Here is a 15770-nt window from a genome sequence, read left to right on the forward strand (position 1 = left end):
TACCACTTCATCGGCGCGGACAGTACGGGACAGATCATCAAGAACTACAACACCGCCGGCGCCGCCGGAAAGCCCGTCTTCAACAACGAGTTCGGCCTGTCCGGACAGGCGGGAGCGGCGGCCGCGGTTCACCGGTCGACCGGCCCGCGACTAGCTGATCGTGAAGATCAGACAGGTCAGGATGAGGCAGGTGTACTGGCAGCCGCCGCCGTGGCCGGTCAGCTCGACGGACTCGGTCTCGGGCAGCTCCTGCAGCGCCGCGAGGTCGGTCTCGAAGTCCACCATGTTCTCCATGATCGGGTCCTCCCCTGGTTGTTCCGCCCGCCGCGATCTGCGGTAGGGGCGTTGGGTGTTCGCCCTGCGACGGCCTCCATCCGCCGTCGCAGGTACCGCCCCGGGCCGTGGCGGCCCGGGAGTCTGTGGGGCCGGGCCGCTAGCCCGGCCGGCCGGTGCGCAGGAAGCCGGCCAGCAGCTCGTGCAGCACGGCGGCGCCGTCCTCGGCCAGTACCTCGTGCCCGGCGCCGGCGGCCTCGACGTACCGGAAGTCGGCGCCCTCGGTGCGGCCGATCCGCAGCAACTCGTGGCGCAGCGCACGGGACTGGCTCACCGGGACGGTCTCGTCCCGGTCCCCGTGCACCATCAGCAGGGGCGCGCGGAGCCGGTGCGCGAGCTGGAGGACGTCGCGCGGGCCGCGGGCGTCGGCGATCGGCTCGCCGCCGCCCAGCCGGGTGGTCAGTGCCCTTACGGGGGCCGCCGCTTCGGCCAGCAGCCGGGCGCCGGACAGGAACGGTGCGACCACCGCGCAGCGCGCGACCTGTTCGGCGGGCGCGTGCGCGGCCGCCAGCAGGGCGAGGAACGCGCCGTAGCTGACGCCGAACAGGGCGGGCGGCTCCAGGCCGAGCGCGGCGCGCTGGCCCGCGATGCCGTCCAGCAGGTACAGGACGTCGTCGAGGTCCGGCCCGCCCCAGGCGCCGCGGATGGCCAGCGCGTGCGCCACCCCGTAGCCGGTGGAGCCGCGTTGGTTCGGCGCGATCACGGCCAGGCCCCCGGCCGCCATCCGCTGCAGGGCGGGGTCGAACTCCAGCCGCCAGGCGTCGGCCGGGCCGCCGTGCAGGGCGAGGACCAGGTGCGGGCTGCTCAGCCAGGCGTCCCCGCCGTACACCACGGCCTCCAACGGGCCTGCCGGGCCCGCGAGTTCGATGCTCTGCGCGGAGTGCCAGCGCCCGCCGTCCCCCGGTGGGGTGCTGCCGTCCAGTCGCCAGCCGGGGGGCGCGGTGCGGGAGGCCCGCAGTCCGCCGGGCTGCCACGGCAGCACGGTGTCCCGCCAGGGGCCGGGCAGGCCGGAGCCGAGCGGCGCCAACTGCAGTGGCAGCGGCACCGGTCCGGGCGCCGCGGCGGTCGGGCCCTGCGCGAGCAGCGTGTCCACGTCCAGGGTGGCCAGGGCGGCCGGGTGCTCGGGCGAGGAGTACGGCAGGCGCAGCCCCGCGTCCGACCAGTGCCCGACCGCGCCGAGCCGGCCGGGCGGCACCGGCAGCGGGTCCAGCCGCCCGGCGGACGGCCGCCACAGCGCCAGCGCGGAGCCGGCGCCGTGGTCGATCTGGACGACCACCCGCGCCCCGTCCGGGGTGGCGCGCAGTGCCACCGGCCGCAGGAACATGCCCGCCACGTGCAGGCACTCGGGGAACCGCAGCGGCTCGCCGCCGCCCAGCACGCCCCAGCCCAGCCGGTCGACCCCGGGGGCGTCGCTGCGCACCATCGCGAAGCGGCTCTCCGGGTCGAACAGGACCAGCCGGTCGTTGCTGCGCTCGCCGATCTCCAGCAGGGGGGTGACCGCGCCGGTGCGCAGGTCCAGGACGACGCTGCGGACGATGCCCGCGTCGACCCGGTCGAGCGCCAGCAGGGCTCCGGTGCGGTCGAGCCAGACGCCGCCGCCGTGCAGACCGGGGATCTCGGCGACCTGTCGGGGCTCGCCGCCGTCGGCGTACACCAGCCAGGCGGTGGTGCCCGGCCGGGTGTCGGTGCCCAGCGCCAGCGCGACCGGGGTGCGGTGGCCGTCGGACGCCGCCGCGGGGAGCGGCAGCAGGCGCAGACCGGGCCGTCGCAGCGTGGCCAACGGCCGTTCCACGGTGGCCGGTTCGCTCCCCGGCGGGGAGGCGGACAGTGTCACCAGGTCGTGCCGCTCGCCGTCGTGCCGGCAGACCAGCACCGAGCCGTCCGGCAGGGCGATCAGCTGGCAGCGCAGGCTCTCGGACCGGTGGCCGGGCAGGGCCAGTGCGGTCGGGGTGGCCGGTCCGGCCGGGGGCAGGGCCCAACTCTCCGCGTACCAGCCGCCGTCGGCGGCGGAGGCGAGGCAGGCGGCGTGGCTGCCGTCGGTGGCGAAGGTGAAGCTGAGGCGGCGCAGGGCCTGCGTCGCGGAGCGGACGGCCACGTTCACGAGGGACTCACCCCGCCCGTTTCGGGGGGCAGTTCGCCGGCCCGGGCGGGCGGCACCGGGTCCACCCAGAGCCGGGGGCCGCCGTGGCGCAGCCGCAGCAGGAAGGCCAGCGCGCCCGCCGTCCCCGTCCCGTACGCGGCCGCGCAGCCGGTGCCGGTTTCGTCGGGCAGCACCAGCAGCCCGTCGCGCAGGGCCGACCTGGCGGCGATCAACTGGGCCAACTCCTCGGCCCCGGTGCGGAATTCCGGCTCGCCGGTGGCTCCGGCCAGGTCCAGCAGGTACTCGCCGTTGCCGGCCAGCCCGTGGCAGGCGCTGACGCCGCAGTGCCAGCGTCCGGCCAGGACCGCCCGGCCGGCGGCGAGCGCGAGTTCGCGCGCGCTGTCGTCACCGGTGACCTGCCAGAGCCGGAGCAGGAAGGTCCCCGCGCCGGACGACCCGCTGCACCAGTGCGCGAGCCGGACGTGCTCCGGGTCGCCCGCGCCCTGCGGCCACCAGGCCGTCGGGCGGGCGTCGGCCTCGGCGCCGCCCCCGGTCGTGATCCCCTCGCCGTACCACCCGTCGTTCGGCCCGTCGAACGGTCCGCTGTGCTGCCCGCGGTAGAGCCCGCCGTGCTCCCGGCGGACGGTGGCGGCGAGCGTGCGCCCGGCCTCGGTCGCGCCGTCGAGCAGGGCCCGGTCGCCGGTGGCCTCGGCGGCGGCCAGCAGGAAGGCGCCGACGCCCGCGACCCCGTGGGCGAACCCGAGGTGGGTGATCCCGGCGAGCGCCGAGTCGAACTCCTTCGGTACCGGCCAGACCACGCCCTCCGGGGTGGGCCGGGCGGCGGCCAGCAGGCCGTGCCCGCAGCGGGCGGCCCGGTCCAGGAACTCCCCGCCGGGCTCCGGCGCGGCCGCCAGGGGGTCGGCGGCGAAGCGCAGGTGGAGGAAGCCCGCGCCGGCCGCGCCGTGGCAGACGTCCGGGTTGGGCCACTCGACGGCTATCCGGCGGGCGAGGTCGGCGGCCCGCTCGGCGAGCGCGCGGTCGCCCAGCGCCCCGGCGGCGTCCAGCAGCGCCCAGGCGGCGCCCGAGCGGCCGAAGTGCAGCCCCGGCAGGACGACCGGTTCGGCGGCGCAGCGGCGCTCGATCCACTCGACGGCCGTCCGCGCCGTCCGGCGGGACTCCTCCCGGACGGCGTCGGGCAGCCCGTCCGTCAGGGCGGCCCGGGCGAGCACGGCGAGGACGCCGGCGGCGCCGTGCTGGACGTTGCACGGGTCGGACTGCTGCCCGGCCGGTACGGCGGGCCAGAGGCGGTCCCGTCGCAGCGGCGTGGCGGTCAGCGCGAGGTGGTGCAGCCCGTCGTGCAGGACCCGGTCGACGAGGGTGGCGGCCCCGGTCGGGCGGCCCGCCGTCGGACCGCCGCCCGGGGCGGCCTCGCCGCTGGCGCCCTCGCCCGTCGGCGTCGCGCCCGCCGTGCCGGCGTGGCCCGTGTCGCCCTGGGCGTCCGGGGCGCCCGCCAGGGCGCACCGCACCCGGGACAGGCTCCAGCGCCGCTCCGGCTCCTCCGCCCGCAGCCCCAGCACCACCGGCGCGAGCCGCCGCGCGGTGTCGCCCGAGCGGGCGGCCAGGGCGAGCCAGCGGCCGAGGCGCTCCCCGACCGGCCGGGCCTGCGGGAGGTCCTCGGGCAGCAGCGGGTCGTGGCCGGTCGCCAGCAGGAAGAGCAGCCCGCCGAGCGCGTACAGGTCGACCGCCGGCTCGGCCACGCAGGTGCCTTCCGGCAGCACGCGGGGGCCGACCAGGAAGTCCCTGCCGAGCACGTCCCGCCCCCGGCCGGCGCAGGCCGCCCCGTCACGCGCCGCGCTGCCCCGGACCGACCGGCCCGCGTCGGTGCCGCCCGCGCCGCCCGTGACCAGGGCGAGGCGTCCCGGCCCCTGCTCGGGGGCCCGGTAGCCGGGGGTCCCGGCCGAGCCGGCCGCCCGCCCGGCCTCGGCGGCCAGCTCCAGGTCGACCAGCCGCAGCGACCCGTCGGGCCGTACCAGCACATTGCCGGGGGAGAGGTCGCGCAGGACCAGCCCCAGCCCGTGCACCCGCTCGACCAGGTCGAGCAGGGCGTGCACCAGCGGTCCGGCCTCGGCCCAGTCCACATCGGGGCTGCCGTCCCGGCGCAGCCGGGCCGCCACCCAGCTGCCGAGCGGCTGCCCGGCGATTCGTTCCTGCACCAGGAACAGCGAGTCGTCCTGCTCGATCAGCTCGACCGGCCGCGGCGCCAGCTCCTGCCCCTCCAGCCGGGCCAGCAGCGCGGCCTCGTGCCGCAGTGCGGCCCGGGCGTCGGTGCCGGCCCGGTCCACCTCGATGTGCGCGCGGGCCTGCTTGACCACCACCTCGGCGCCGCCCTCGGTGTCCCGCCCCAGGAAGACGCCGCCCTTGGCGCTGTGCCGGATCGCCCCGGTGACGGCGTACCGCCCGGCCAGCAGCACCCCGCCGGAGCCGCGCCTGGGCGCCGCCGGCCTGGCCGCCCCGGGCCCGCGCCCCTGCGTCGCGTCCCCCCGGGCCGCCCGCCCCGGGACCGCGCCGTCCTGCGACCGCGGCCCGGTTCCGTCGGCCAGCGGGTCGCGCGCCCACGGCGGACAGCGGTACGAGGCCCCGCGGACGTCCTCGACCCGCTCGCCGTCCGGGCCGCGCAGCATCGACCGGTACCCGCCGTCGTTGCCCAGCTCGGCGCGGGCCGCGAAGGCGCCGTAGCGGTAGTGCACCCGGCTGCCGGGCCGGTAGGGGCGGTCGGAGAGCACCACCGGCCCGGGCAGGCCGTCCGTCGCCCGGTGCAGCGCGGCGGCCAGCCGCCGGAACTGCTCCTCGCCCTCCGGGTAGACCGTGATGAACTTGCCCGCCGAACCCCGGTCGCTGTTGCGCGAGTTGATCTCGTGCAGCTGCTCCGGTCCGGCGGCGAACTTGAAGGTGCACGGATCGTCGGCCAGGACTTCGGTGACGGCGGCCAGGACGGCCCCGCCGACCGCCGACGCCGCGCTCACATGGATCTTCCAGCCCTCCGCGGCCAGGTCCGCCGCGGCCGGCCCGGCCGTGCACCAGAAGCCCTCGACGGTGACCTCCCAGTCGCCGCCGCCTCCCCGGCCTCCGGTGCCGGCCAGTGCCGCCCGCGCCACCTCCGGCCACCCGCCGGCCGCACCCGGCCGGTGGTCCGCCGATCCGTTCCCCCCGGCCGTACGCAGCGATGTGCCCGCCCCCATCCGCATTCACATCCCTTCGTCCCGGCCGGCGCCCGCGGGTGCCCACTGCTCCGGCACCCGCGGCGCACGCCGACGGCCTGATCGGTTTCTCGGAAGTACGGGAGCGCGGCCCCGGCCGCGTCCGCCGACGGCCCGTCCTGCCCGGCCCTCATGTCGGCGGAGTGCCTTCCCGACCCCCCGGTCGAGGCAACTCCCGTTCGCAGGAGTGAAGTTACTTTCGGTTTCCGGGCGGGCTCAACGCGTAGCGGGTCACTTCACTCGTAAGGGTGATCTGGGCGCGGTTTCGAATATGTGCGAGCGGCCCGCTGTGAGCGGCACCCCCGCGTACCCGGGCTCCGGCGGCGCCCGCACGGCCCGCGTCCCGGCCCGCGACGAGCGCGGCGGGCGCCCCGGGAGCCCCCGGACGAGCCCCGGGTGCGCCCCCGGAGCGCGCCCCGGGCGGCGGCTCGAACGCCCGGAACCGCAGGTTGACGTCCGGCCGCGCACCCCCGTGCCCGGCCCGGGCGGCCCGGGCGCCCCCGCGCGCACGGTAGTCTCGACAGGTGCCGAAACTGTCCGACGTCATCACCGCGCTCGAAGAGGTCTACCCGCCGCAGTGGGCGGAGTCCTGGGACGCCGTCGGCCTGGTCTGCGGAGACCCTCAGGCCGAGGTCCGCCGCGTGCTCTTCGCCGTCGACCCCGTGCAGGCGGTCGTCGACGAGGCCGTCGAGTGGGGCGCCGACCTGGTGGTCACCCACCACCCCCTCTATCTGCGCGGCACCACCAGCGTCGCGGCCACCACGTTCAAGGGCCGGGTCGTGCACACGCTGATCCGCAACGGCATCGCCCTGCACGTGGCGCACACCAACGCCGACCACGCCGACCCGGGCGTCTCGGACGCGCTGGCCGAGGCCGTCGGCCTGCGCGTCACCGGCCCGCTGGTGCCGGACCCGACGGACCCGCTGGGCCGGCGCGGCAGCGGGCGGATCGGCCTGCTGGAGCCCCCGCTGACCCTCGCCGCGTTCACCGCCCGGGTCGCCGAGGGCCTGCCGGCCACCGCCGCCGGCGTCCGGGTCTCCGGTGACCCGGCGCGGCCGATCAGCCGGGTCGCGGTCTGCGGCGGCTCCGGCGACGGCTTCCTCGCCGAGGCGCGGGCGGCCGGTGTCGACGCGTACGTCACCGCAGACCTGCGCCACCACCCGGCGTCCGAGGCCGCCGAGGCGTCGCCGGTCGCGCTGGTCGACGCCGCGCACTGGGCCACCGAGTGGCCCTGGCTCACCCTGGCCGAGCGGGCGCTGCACGGCGCCGCCGAGCAGCGGGGCTGGGCCGTGGAGACGAAGGTCTCCCACCGGGTCACCGACCCGTGGACCGCGCACGCCCCCATGTCCTTCACCGCCTGACCCGATTCACAGGAGCTCTCCGCTTGAACGCCGCGCCCGCCGACCAGATCCGCCTGCTCGACCTCCAGGCCATCGACTCGAAGCTCGACCAGCTGGCCCACCGGCGTCGCAGCCTGCCCGAGCACGCCGAGATCGACAAGGCCACCGCCGACCACACCGCGCTCAAGGACCTCGTGGTGGCCGCCCAGGCCCAGCACGGCGACACCACCCGTGAGCTGACCAAGGCCGAGCAGGACGTCGAGCAGGTCCGTGCCCGGTCCGCCCGCAACCAGCAGCGGCTGGACTCCGGCGCGATCACCTCGCCGAAGGACCTGGAGAACCTCCAGCACGAGATCGGCTCGCTCGCCAAGCGCCAGGGCGACCTCGAGGACGTCGTCCTGGAGATCATGGAGCGTCTGGAGTCCGCCCAGACCCGGGTCACCGAGCTGACCGCGCGCCTGGAGCACTCCACGGTCGTGCTGACGGAGGCCGAGTCCCGCCGGGACGCCGCCTTCGCCGAGATCGACGCCGAGGCCGAGAAGGTCAAGCGCGACCGCGAGGCCGTCTCCGCCGTCGTCCCGGCCGACCTGCTGAAGCTCTACACCCGGCTGCGCGAGCAGCAGGGCGGCGTCGGCGCGGCCCGCCTCTACCAGCGCCGCTGCGAGGGCTGCCGGGTCGAGTTCGCCGTCTCCGACCTGAACGCCATCAAGGCCGAGCCCAAGGACGCGGTCGTCCGCTGCGACAACTGCGGCCGCATCCTGGTGCGCACCGCCGATTCGGGCATCTGATCCGATGGCGGGGCGCAGGTTCGTCGTCGAGGCGGACGGCGGTTCCCGGGGCAACCCGGGGCCGGCCGGCTACGGCGCGGTGGTCCGGGACGGCGACACCGGCCTGATCATCGCCGAGGCCGCCGAGTTCATCGGCCACGCCACCAACAACGTGGCCGAGTACAAGGGCCTGATCGCCGGCCTGAAGGCGGCCCGGGAGATCGACCCGGACGCCTCGGTGGACGTCCGGATGGACTCCAAGCTGGTCGTCGAGCAGATGTCCGGGCGCTGGAAGATCAAGCACCCCGACATGCAGCCGCTCGCCGCCGAGGCCCGGGCCGTGCTGCCGCGCGGCCAGGTCAAGTACACCTGGATCCCGCGCGAGCGGAACAAGGACGCCGACCGGCTCGCCAACGAGGCGATGGACGCGGGCAAGGCCGGCCGCCAGTGGGAGCCCAGGGCGCCCAAGGCCGACGCGCCCGTCACCGAGCCCCCGCTGGAGACCGTCGCCCCCAAGGCCGGCTGGGCGGCCGCCGCCGACCTCGGCACGCCGACCACCTTCGTCCTGCTCCGCCACGGCGAGACCCACCTCACCCCGGAGAAGCGCTTCTCCGGCAGCGGCGGCAGCGACCCGGAGCTCTCCGAGAAGGGCCGCTGGCAGGCCGACCGCGCGGCCGAGGCGCTCGCCGCGCGCGGCTCCGTCCAGGCCGTGGTCAGCTCCCCGATGCTACGCACCCGGCAGACCGCCGAGACCGTCGCCGCCCGCCTCGGCCTGGAGGTCCGCTACGAGGACGGCCTGCGCGAGGTGGACTTCGGCGCGTGGGAGGGGCTGACCTTCGCCGAGGTGCAGGAACGCCACCCGGAGGACCTCAACGCCTGGCTCGGCTCCGCCAAGGCCAAGCCGACCGGCGGCGGTGAGAGCTTCACCGCGCTCACCCACCGGATCGGCGTCGCACGGGACAAGATCCTGGCCCGCCACCACGGCCGGACCGTCCTGGTGGTGTCGCACGTCAGCCCGATCAAGACCCTGGTGCGGCTGGCGCTCGGCGCCCCGCCGGACTCGCTCTACCGGATGGAGCTGTCCGCCGCCTCGCTCTGCGCCGTCCAGTACTACGCGGACGGCAACGCCTCGGTGCGGCTGCTCAACGACACCGGCCACCTGCGCTGACGCCCCGGCGGCGGGCCCGCGCCGGGCCCGCCGCCACCGCTCAGTGGACCTCGGTGACCACCACGTCCAGCTGCCACGGCTTGCGGGCGGTGCCCTCGGCCGCGACCTCCACCCGGTGCCCCAGCCCGAGCAGCGCCTCCACCAGCTCGCCGGGGGTCTTCGGCTCGGCGCCCGCGACCAGCAGGTCGCGGACCAGCCGGCCCTTGGTGGCCTTGTTGAAGTGGCTCACCACGGACCGCTTGCCGTCGCGCTCCTGCAGCACCCGCACGGTGGCCGTCCGGGTCACCAGCTCGCCGGCCGGCTTCCACGCCGCCGCGTACGCGGAACTGCGCAGGTCGAGCACCAGGCCGTCCGCCACCTCCGGCAGCACGGCGGCCGTCGCCGCGCGCCAGTACGGGCCGAGTGCGCCCAGGCCGGGCAGCTTCACCCCCATCGAGCAGCGGTAGGGCGGGATCCGGTCGCCGATCCGGACGGCGCCCCAGAGGCCGGAGAAGACCAGCAGCGAGCGCTCCGCCCGGTCGTGGGCAGCCTCGTCCAGGGTGGCCAGAGCGAGGTTGTCGAAGAGCACACCGGTGTACACCTCGCCGGCGGGCCGTGCGCCGGCCGTCGGCAGGCCCGCGTTCCGGGCGACCTCGCCACGCAGGCCCGGGCTCAGGCCGAGCACCTCGGCGGCGGCCTCCTCGTCACCCCGGCAGAGGCCGACCAGGGTCTCCAGCACCTGCGCGCGCGCCGCCGTCAGCCCGGGCAGCGACAGCGCGTCGAGCGCCACCGGCACTCCGTCCCCGGACGCGGCCTTGCCCTCCGAGGGCGGCAACAGCACCAGCACAGCGAGCTCCTCAACAATTTGTGGCGGGCGAACCCCGCCACCCTACGCAAACCGGCCCGACCGCGGGTAACCCCGCTACGCGTCCGGGCCCGGGGACGCGCCGGGGGCGGCCGCCGCGACCACGGCCGCCCCGGCGCCGAGCGCCAGGCAGAGCGGCGAGTAGTACCGCACGTTCAGCCGCCTGAACCGATCCGTCCGCTCGCTCAGCACGCCGAACGCCAGCGGTCCGGCCGCCCCGCGCGCCAGCAGCACCCCGGCGACCGCCCGGACACCGGCCCGGCGCACCCGTCGCGGCCCCACCGCCGGCAGCGCCCCGGCCTCCGCGCCCACCAGGTACGCCGCCGTCCCCAGCAGCCCCGCCACCGCGAGGCAGGCCGCCGCCGGCGGCACGCCGTCGCCCGTGCCGACCACCGTGTCCGCGAACTCCCGCGGTGACCGCGCCGGCCACGGCGTCACCGCCCAGACCGCGTGCAGCGCCCCCGTCGCCGCCAGCACCCCGGCCACCGCCGCCCCCGTCACCCGTACCGCGCCCATCAGCCGATCCCCCGTCCGAGTCCGATCACCGGAGCCACCCTACGAGCCCTTACGGAGAATCCGCTGGGCCGCCGGCCCGCCCCCGGCCTACGGTGGCACCGAAGGAGAGTGACGAGATGACCCTGCGCCCCCTGGACCTGGTACCCGGCGACGACGACGCCGTGGAGGAGTCCCTGCCCGTCCGGCTGCCCGCCGACCTGCCGCCGCAGACCCGGCAGGCACTGGAGTTCGCGCTCCGGGCCGCGGCCCAGGCGGTGCTGGCCGGCCGGGTGCGGGTGACGGAGGCGGCCGGGCCGGACCGCGCGGAGCTGGCCTTCGACGTGCGGCAGTCCGAGCTGCCCGAGGCCCTGGCCGAGAAGCCGGCGCCCAGCCGGGAGGAGCGCCGGGTCGCCATGGTCGCCCGGATCCGCGCCGCCAACGCGGAGACGCTGGAGAGGCTCAAGGACCTGTGACCGGGCAGTGGAGCGGCGGCGTCGAGTACCTCGACCTGGCGGACGTCAGCTACCTCGCCGGCGGTCCGGAGAACATCCGCGACCTCGGCGCGCTGCTCTCGGCCCTCGGCCGCCCGCAGGCGAGCCTCTTCGGCGAGGACGCCTACCCCGACCTCTGGACCAAGGCGGTCGTGCTCGGCCAGAGCCTCGCCCGCAACCACCCGCTGATCGACCGGAACAAGCGCACCTCCTTCGAGGCGATGCTGCTCTTCCTCGACTACAACGCCGAGCCCTACACCGACCCGCACCCGGACGACGCCGTCGCCTTCGTGCTCCGGCTGGCCACCGGCGGCTACGACGACGCGGTCGCCCTGGCCGCCAAGGACCTCCGGTCCCTGCTCGGCCGCTGAGCCGGCCGGCCCGGCGGCTCCACCGCCGGGCGTCGGCGCGCCCGCCGCCGACGTCCGCCCGGAATCACCCGATTCGCCCTACGCTGCCTGCATGCCACGCCGAAAACTGCGCGTCAAGGCCGCCGACTCGGCCCGGATCAACGCCGAACTCACCGAGCTGCGCGCCCACCTGGAGATCCGCACGGAGTGGCCGGACGCCGTGCTCGCGGAGGCCGAGCAGGCCGCCGAGTCGCCGCGGCTGCCGGAGTACGACGCGACCGACCTCCCGCTCTTCACCGTCGACCCGCCCGGCTCGCGCGACCTCGACCAGGCCATGCACCTGGCCCACCGCCCCGGCGGCGGCTACCGGGTGCACTACGCGATCGCCGACGTCGCCGCCTTCGTCCACCCCGGCGGGGCGATCGACGCCGAGGCCCGCCGCCGCGTCCAGACCCTCTACTTCCCCGACCACCGCGTCCCGCTGCACCCGGCCCGGCTCTCCGAGGACGCCGCCAGCCTGCTGCCCGGCGAGCCCCGCCCGGCCCTGCTCTGGCAGCTCGACCTGGACGCCGACGGCGCCGTCGTCCTCGCCGACCTGCGCCGCGCGCTGGTCCGCTCGCACCGCCGGCTCGACTACACCGACGTCCAGCGGGCCGTGGACGCCGGCGGCGCCGACGAGCAGCTCGCCCTGCTCGCCGCCGTCGGCCGGCTCCGCGAGGAGCAGGAGCGGGCCCGCGGCGGGGTCAGCCTGCCCGTCCCCGAGCAGGAGGTCGAGGAGACCCTGCACGGCTACGTCCTCGGCTACCGCGCGCTCACCCCCGCCGACGGCTGGAACGCCCAGATCTCCCTGCTCACCGGGATGGCCGCGGCCGAGCTGATGCTGGACGCCGGCGTCGGCCTGCTGCGCACCCTGCCCGCCGCGCCCGCCGCCGCGTACGAGCGGCTGCGCCGCACCGCCCGCGCGCTCGACGTGGACTGGCCGGACGACCTCCCGTACCCGGACCTCATCCGCTCCCTCGACCCGGACGACCCGCTGGACGCGGCCTTCCTCAACGAGTGCACCGGCCTGCTGCGCGGGGCCGGCTACCGGGCCTTCGACGAGACCCAGGGCCTGCCCGCCCCGGCCGATCCGGCGCACGCCGCGCTGGCCGCGCCGTACGCGCACTGCACCGCGCCGCTGCGCCGGCTCGGGGACCGCTTCGCCCAGGAGGTCTGCGCGGCCGTGGCCGCCGGCGAGTCGGTGCCGGACTGGGCCCGGGAGGCGCTGCCCGGCATCCCCGCCCTGATGGCGGCCGGGGACCGCCGCTCGGCCGAGGTCGAACGGGCCTGCGTCGACCTGGTGGAGGCGGAGCTGCTGTCCGGCCGGGAGGGCGAGGACTTCCCCGCCGTGGTCATCGACGTGGACGAGCAGCGGCCCGCCCGGGGCACCGTCCAGCTGCGCGAACCCGCCGTCCGGGCCCGCTGCGACGCGGCGGGCGGCGCCGGCGGGGCGAACGGTGCGCCCCTCCCGCTCGGCGGGCGGATCGTGGCCCGCCTGGCGCAGGCCGACCCCGCCACCCGGACGGTCCGCTTCACCGCCGTCTGAGGCCGTCCGGGGCCGGCTGACGCCGGTCTGGCGACGGTCTGACGCCGTGTCGCGCCGCCCGACGCTGTCCGACGCCGCCCGAGGCCGCCTGAGGCCGTCCGACGCCGTGTCGCCGGGCGCCCCCGCTCGCGGGCCCGCCGGGGCCGGTCCGGTCGGCCCCGCCACCCGGACGGTCCGCTCCACCACCGCCCGGCGGCGCCCGGATGGGAGGATCGACCCGTGGCCGAACCGACCTCCCCCCGCATGCCGTCCACCGATCCCGGCCGGCGCCGCAGGCTGCTGATCCTCGGGATCTGCTGTCTGAGCCTGTTCATCGTCGGGCTCGACAACACGGTGGTGAACATCGCCCTCCCGGCGATCCAGAAGGACTTCGACGCCCCGGCCTCCGGCCTGCAGTGGATCATCGACGCCTACACCCTGGTACTGGCCTCGCTGTTGATGCTGTTCGGTTCGGTGGCCGACCGCTTCGGCCGCCGCCGGGTGTTCCAGACCGGTCTGCTGCTCTTCGTGCTCGGCTCGCTGCTCTGCAGCCTGGCGCCCAGCCTGGAGTGGCTGGTGGTGTTCCGCGCGGTGCAGGCCGTCGGCGGGTCGATGCTGAACCCGGTGGCGATGTCGATCATCACCAACACCTTCACCGAGCCGCGCGAGCGGGCCCGGGCGATCGGCGTCTGGGGCGGTGTGGTCGGCATCTCGATGGCGCTCGGCCCGCTGCTCGGCGGGTTCCTGGTGGACATCGCGGGCTGGCCGGCGATCTTCCTGATCAACGTTCCGGTCGGGCTGGTCGCCTTCCTGCTGACCGCCCGTTACGTCCCCGAGTCGCGCTCGCCCCGGCCCCGCCGGCTGGACCCGGTCGGCCAGCTGCTGATGGTGGTGCTGCTCGGCTGCGGCACCGCCGCGATCATCGAGGGCCCCGAGCACGGCTGGACGTCGCCGCTGATCCTCGGGCTCGGCGTGGCCGCGCTGGCCGCGCTGACGGCCTTCCCGTTCTGGGAGCTCCGGGTGGCCGAGCCGCTGGTCGACCCGCGCTTCTTCCGCAGCGCGCCGTTCACCGGTGCGACCGTCACCGCCGTCTGCGCCTTCGCGGCGCTCGGCGGCTTCCTCTTCCTCAACACCCTCTACCTGCAGGACGTCCGGCACTACAGCCCGGTCGAGGCGGGCCTGTGGACGCTGCCGATGGCCGGGATGATGCTGGTCTGCGCCCCGCTCTCCGGCCGGATCGTCGGCGGCCGGGGGCCGCGCGGTCCGCTGGTCGCCGCCGGTCTCGGGCTCGCCACCAGCGGTGTGCTGCTCACCACGCTCACCGCCGACTCCCCGCCGGGCCTGCTGCTGGCCGCCTACGCGCTGTTCGGCTTCGGCTTCGGCATGGTCAACGCGCCGATCACCAACGCCGCCGTCTCCGGGATGCCGCGCGCCCAGGCGGGGGTGGCGGCGGCGGTCGCCTCGACCAGCCGGCAGGTCGGCCAGTCGCTCGGCGTCGCGGTGATCGGCACCGTGGTCACCTCGGCCGTGGTCGGCCCGGTCGCCACCGGCTTCGCCCCGGCCAGCCACGCCGGCTGGTGGATCGTGACCGGACTGGGCGTCGCGATCCTCGTCCTCGGCCTGGTCACCACCACCGCCTGGGCCACCGGCACCGCCACCCGGGTGGCCGCCCGCCTCGGCGGTGACCCGCCGCTGGCCCGCCCCGGAGTACGGGAGGCCCCGCCCGAGCGGCTACCATGACCACTACGGCGGAAGAGTCGGCCGGGCGGTCGCGACGGGTCCTCAGGACCCGCCGAGGAACGTCCGGGCTCCACAGAGCAGGGTGGTGGGTAACGCCCACCCGGGGTGACCCGCGGGACAGTGCCACAGAAAACAGACCGCCCACCGCTTCGGCGATGGGTAAGGGTGAAACGGTGGTGTAAGAGACCACCAGCGACCGGGGTGACTCGGCCGGCTCGGTAAACCCCACCTGGAGCAAGGTCAAGATCGGTGCCCCCGGGCACCGTGCGCGGATGTTCGAGGGCTGCTCGCCCGAGTCCGCGGGTAGACCGCACGAGGCTGTCGGCAACGGCAGTCCTAGATGGATGACCGCCTCCCCGGGCCGCGCAAGCGACCCAGGAGACAGAACCCGGCGTACAGGCCGACTCTTCCGCCCCTCCCCGCTCCCGCCCCGGCACCGTTCCGGGCCGGTCCGAGCGCGTTCGCTCAGCCGTCCGGACCTTGCGTCCGGGGCCCTGGACCCCTGCTTCGCCATCGGCTTCCGGGGCCCTCCCCGGCGGAGCCGGAGCGGGCCCCGGCCCGCCCCGGCTAGGCCGGGTGCGCTCCGACCGCGTCGCGGATCTGCTCGCCCAGGCCGCCGTTGACGCGGGCGCAGTGGGCGCAGCAGAAGAACCGGCCGGCGACCTCGACGCCGTGGCCGACGATCCGGACCTGGCAGTGCTCGCAGCGCGGCGCGAGCTTCTCCATCGCGCACTCGAAGCTGTCGAAGGTGTACACGTCGCCGGTGATCGTCTTGATCTCGAAGGACAGCCAGTAGTCGTTGGAACAGACGTCGCAGACCGCCATGGGGCCGTCTCCCTTCCTGTCGGGGGGCTGACCGACCTGGCGGGCGCTCAGCCCTCCCAGTCTCGGAGCCCCCCGGGGGAGCGGCCACTCGGTGCACCCGGTCAGGCGGACCGGGCCGACAGCTCCTCCAGCGCGCGCACCGCGCGGTCGGCGTCGTCGGCGCCGACGAACAGGTGGTCGTGGTGGAAGCCGGCCACCACGTTGCAGCTGATCCCCTCCTCGGCGAGCCGGCCCGCCACGGCGGCGGTCAGGCCGACGGCCTCCAGCGCCGAGTGGATGTGCAGGGTGATCCAGGCCGCCACGTACTCGTAGCGCAGGCCGAGCGCGTCGGCCTCCTCCTGCGTCACCACCACCGTGACCCCCTCGGGCTCGGCGACCGTCACCACCGGCCGCATCCCGGCGGGCACCTTCGCGGGCAGCGTGCAGTACACGTAGCGCCCCGGGTTGAGCCGCGGGCGCATGCCGCGCAGCAGGGTCGCAAGATCTCGTTCACCGGCCATGCCCGCCACCGTAACG

Annotated in this window: 14 protein-coding genes and 1 other RNA gene; 8 read left to right on the forward strand and 7 right to left on the reverse strand. The window is 76.5% G+C overall.

The features are described 5' to 3' along the window. Positions 1–150: 150 nt before the first annotated feature. The 3 genes from ACWDRR_RS37495 to ACWDRR_RS37505 all read right to left on the reverse strand — a co-directional run bounded on the left by ACWDRR_RS37495 (position 151) and on the right by ACWDRR_RS37505 (position 5568). On the reverse strand, positions 151–294 hold the full coding sequence (locus ACWDRR_RS37495; protein ID WP_153882823.1) for a VenA family class IV lanthipeptide: 144 nt from the start codon (positions 292–294) through the stop codon (positions 151–153). 139 nt (positions 295–433) lie between these two features. Beyond that, positions 434–2434, reverse strand: a complete 2001-nt coding sequence (locus ACWDRR_RS37500) for an alpha/beta hydrolase family protein (RefSeq protein ID WP_449776755.1) — start codon at positions 2432–2434, stop codon at positions 434–436. Further along, a complete protein-coding gene (locus ACWDRR_RS37505) occupies positions 2431–5568 on the reverse strand; it encodes a class III lanthionine synthetase LanKC N-terminal domain-containing protein (protein ID WP_449776756.1) in 3138 nt (1045 codons plus the stop codon). Before ACWDRR_RS37505 ends, ACWDRR_RS37500 begins: the two co-directional genes overlap by 4 nt. A gap of 626 nt (positions 5569–6194) precedes the next feature. Between ACWDRR_RS37505 and ACWDRR_RS37510 the strand changes: the two genes are divergently transcribed. The 3 genes from ACWDRR_RS37510 to ACWDRR_RS37520 are packed head-to-tail and all read left to right on the forward strand — an operon-like array spanning position 6195 to position 8945. After that, positions 6195–7031 (forward strand): Nif3-like dinuclear metal center hexameric protein, encoded by an 837-nt coding sequence (locus ACWDRR_RS37510; protein WP_449776757.1) that lies wholly within the window; start codon positions 6195–6197, stop codon positions 7029–7031. A 23-nt stretch (positions 7032–7054) separates the two neighbouring features. Continuing rightward, on the forward strand, positions 7055–7798 hold the full coding sequence (locus ACWDRR_RS37515) for a zinc ribbon domain-containing protein (protein WP_449776758.1): 744 nt from the start codon (positions 7055–7057) through the stop codon (positions 7796–7798). A 4-nt stretch (positions 7799–7802) separates the two neighbouring features. After that, positions 7803–8945: a bifunctional RNase H/acid phosphatase gene (locus ACWDRR_RS37520; protein ID WP_449776759.1), complete on the forward strand. Its 1143-nt coding sequence runs from the start codon at positions 7803–7805 to the stop codon at positions 8943–8945. Between the two features lie 40 nt (positions 8946–8985). Here the strand turns inward: ACWDRR_RS37520 and yaaA are convergent, their stop codons facing one another. Beyond that, entirely contained in the window at positions 8986–9771 is a 786-nt protein-coding gene (gene yaaA, locus ACWDRR_RS37525) for a peroxide stress protein YaaA (RefSeq protein ID WP_449776760.1), read from the reverse strand. A 75-nt stretch (positions 9772–9846) separates the two neighbouring features. After that, positions 9847–10305, reverse strand: coding sequence for a DUF3995 domain-containing protein (locus tag ACWDRR_RS37530; RefSeq protein ID WP_449776761.1), 459 nt, complete (start codon positions 10303–10305; stop codon positions 9847–9849). Between the two features lie 116 nt (positions 10306–10421). Here ACWDRR_RS37530 and ACWDRR_RS37535 point away from each other — a divergent pair, with 116 nt between their 5' ends. The 5 genes from ACWDRR_RS37535 (at position 10422) to rnpB (ending at position 14841) form a co-directional block, all read left to right on the forward strand. Further along, positions 10422–10757: a hypothetical protein gene (locus ACWDRR_RS37535; protein WP_449776762.1), complete on the forward strand. Its 336-nt coding sequence runs from the start codon at positions 10422–10424 to the stop codon at positions 10755–10757. Continuing rightward, positions 10754–11146, forward strand: coding sequence for a type II toxin-antitoxin system death-on-curing family toxin (locus tag ACWDRR_RS37540; protein WP_449776763.1), 393 nt, complete (start codon positions 10754–10756; stop codon positions 11144–11146). Before ACWDRR_RS37535 ends, ACWDRR_RS37540 begins: the two co-directional genes overlap by 4 nt. A gap of 91 nt (positions 11147–11237) precedes the next feature. After that, a complete protein-coding gene (locus ACWDRR_RS37545; RefSeq protein WP_449776764.1) occupies positions 11238–12710 on the forward strand; it encodes an RNB domain-containing ribonuclease in 1473 nt (490 codons plus the stop codon). A gap of 243 nt (positions 12711–12953) precedes the next feature. Next, positions 12954–14429, forward strand: a complete 1476-nt coding sequence (locus ACWDRR_RS37550; protein ID WP_449776792.1) for a DHA2 family efflux MFS transporter permease subunit — start codon at positions 12954–12956, stop codon at positions 14427–14429. Positions 14430–14442: 13 nt separating this feature from the next. After that, positions 14443–14841, forward strand: an RNA gene (rnpB, locus tag ACWDRR_RS37555) — RNase P RNA component class A. A gap of 155 nt (positions 14842–14996) precedes the next feature. Here rnpB and ACWDRR_RS37560 read toward each other — a convergent pair. Both ACWDRR_RS37560 and ACWDRR_RS37565 read right to left on the reverse strand, forming a co-directional pair. Then, positions 14997–15254: a Prokaryotic metallothionein gene (locus tag ACWDRR_RS37560; protein WP_329487397.1), complete on the reverse strand. Its 258-nt coding sequence runs from the start codon at positions 15252–15254 to the stop codon at positions 14997–14999. A gap of 101 nt (positions 15255–15355) precedes the next feature. Beyond that, positions 15356–15754 (reverse strand): ACT domain-containing protein, encoded by a 399-nt coding sequence (locus tag ACWDRR_RS37565; protein WP_449776765.1) that lies wholly within the window; start codon positions 15752–15754, stop codon positions 15356–15358. Between the last annotated feature and the right edge of the window lie 16 nt (positions 15755–15770).

This window comes from Kitasatospora sp. NPDC003701 (assembly GCF_053587085.1).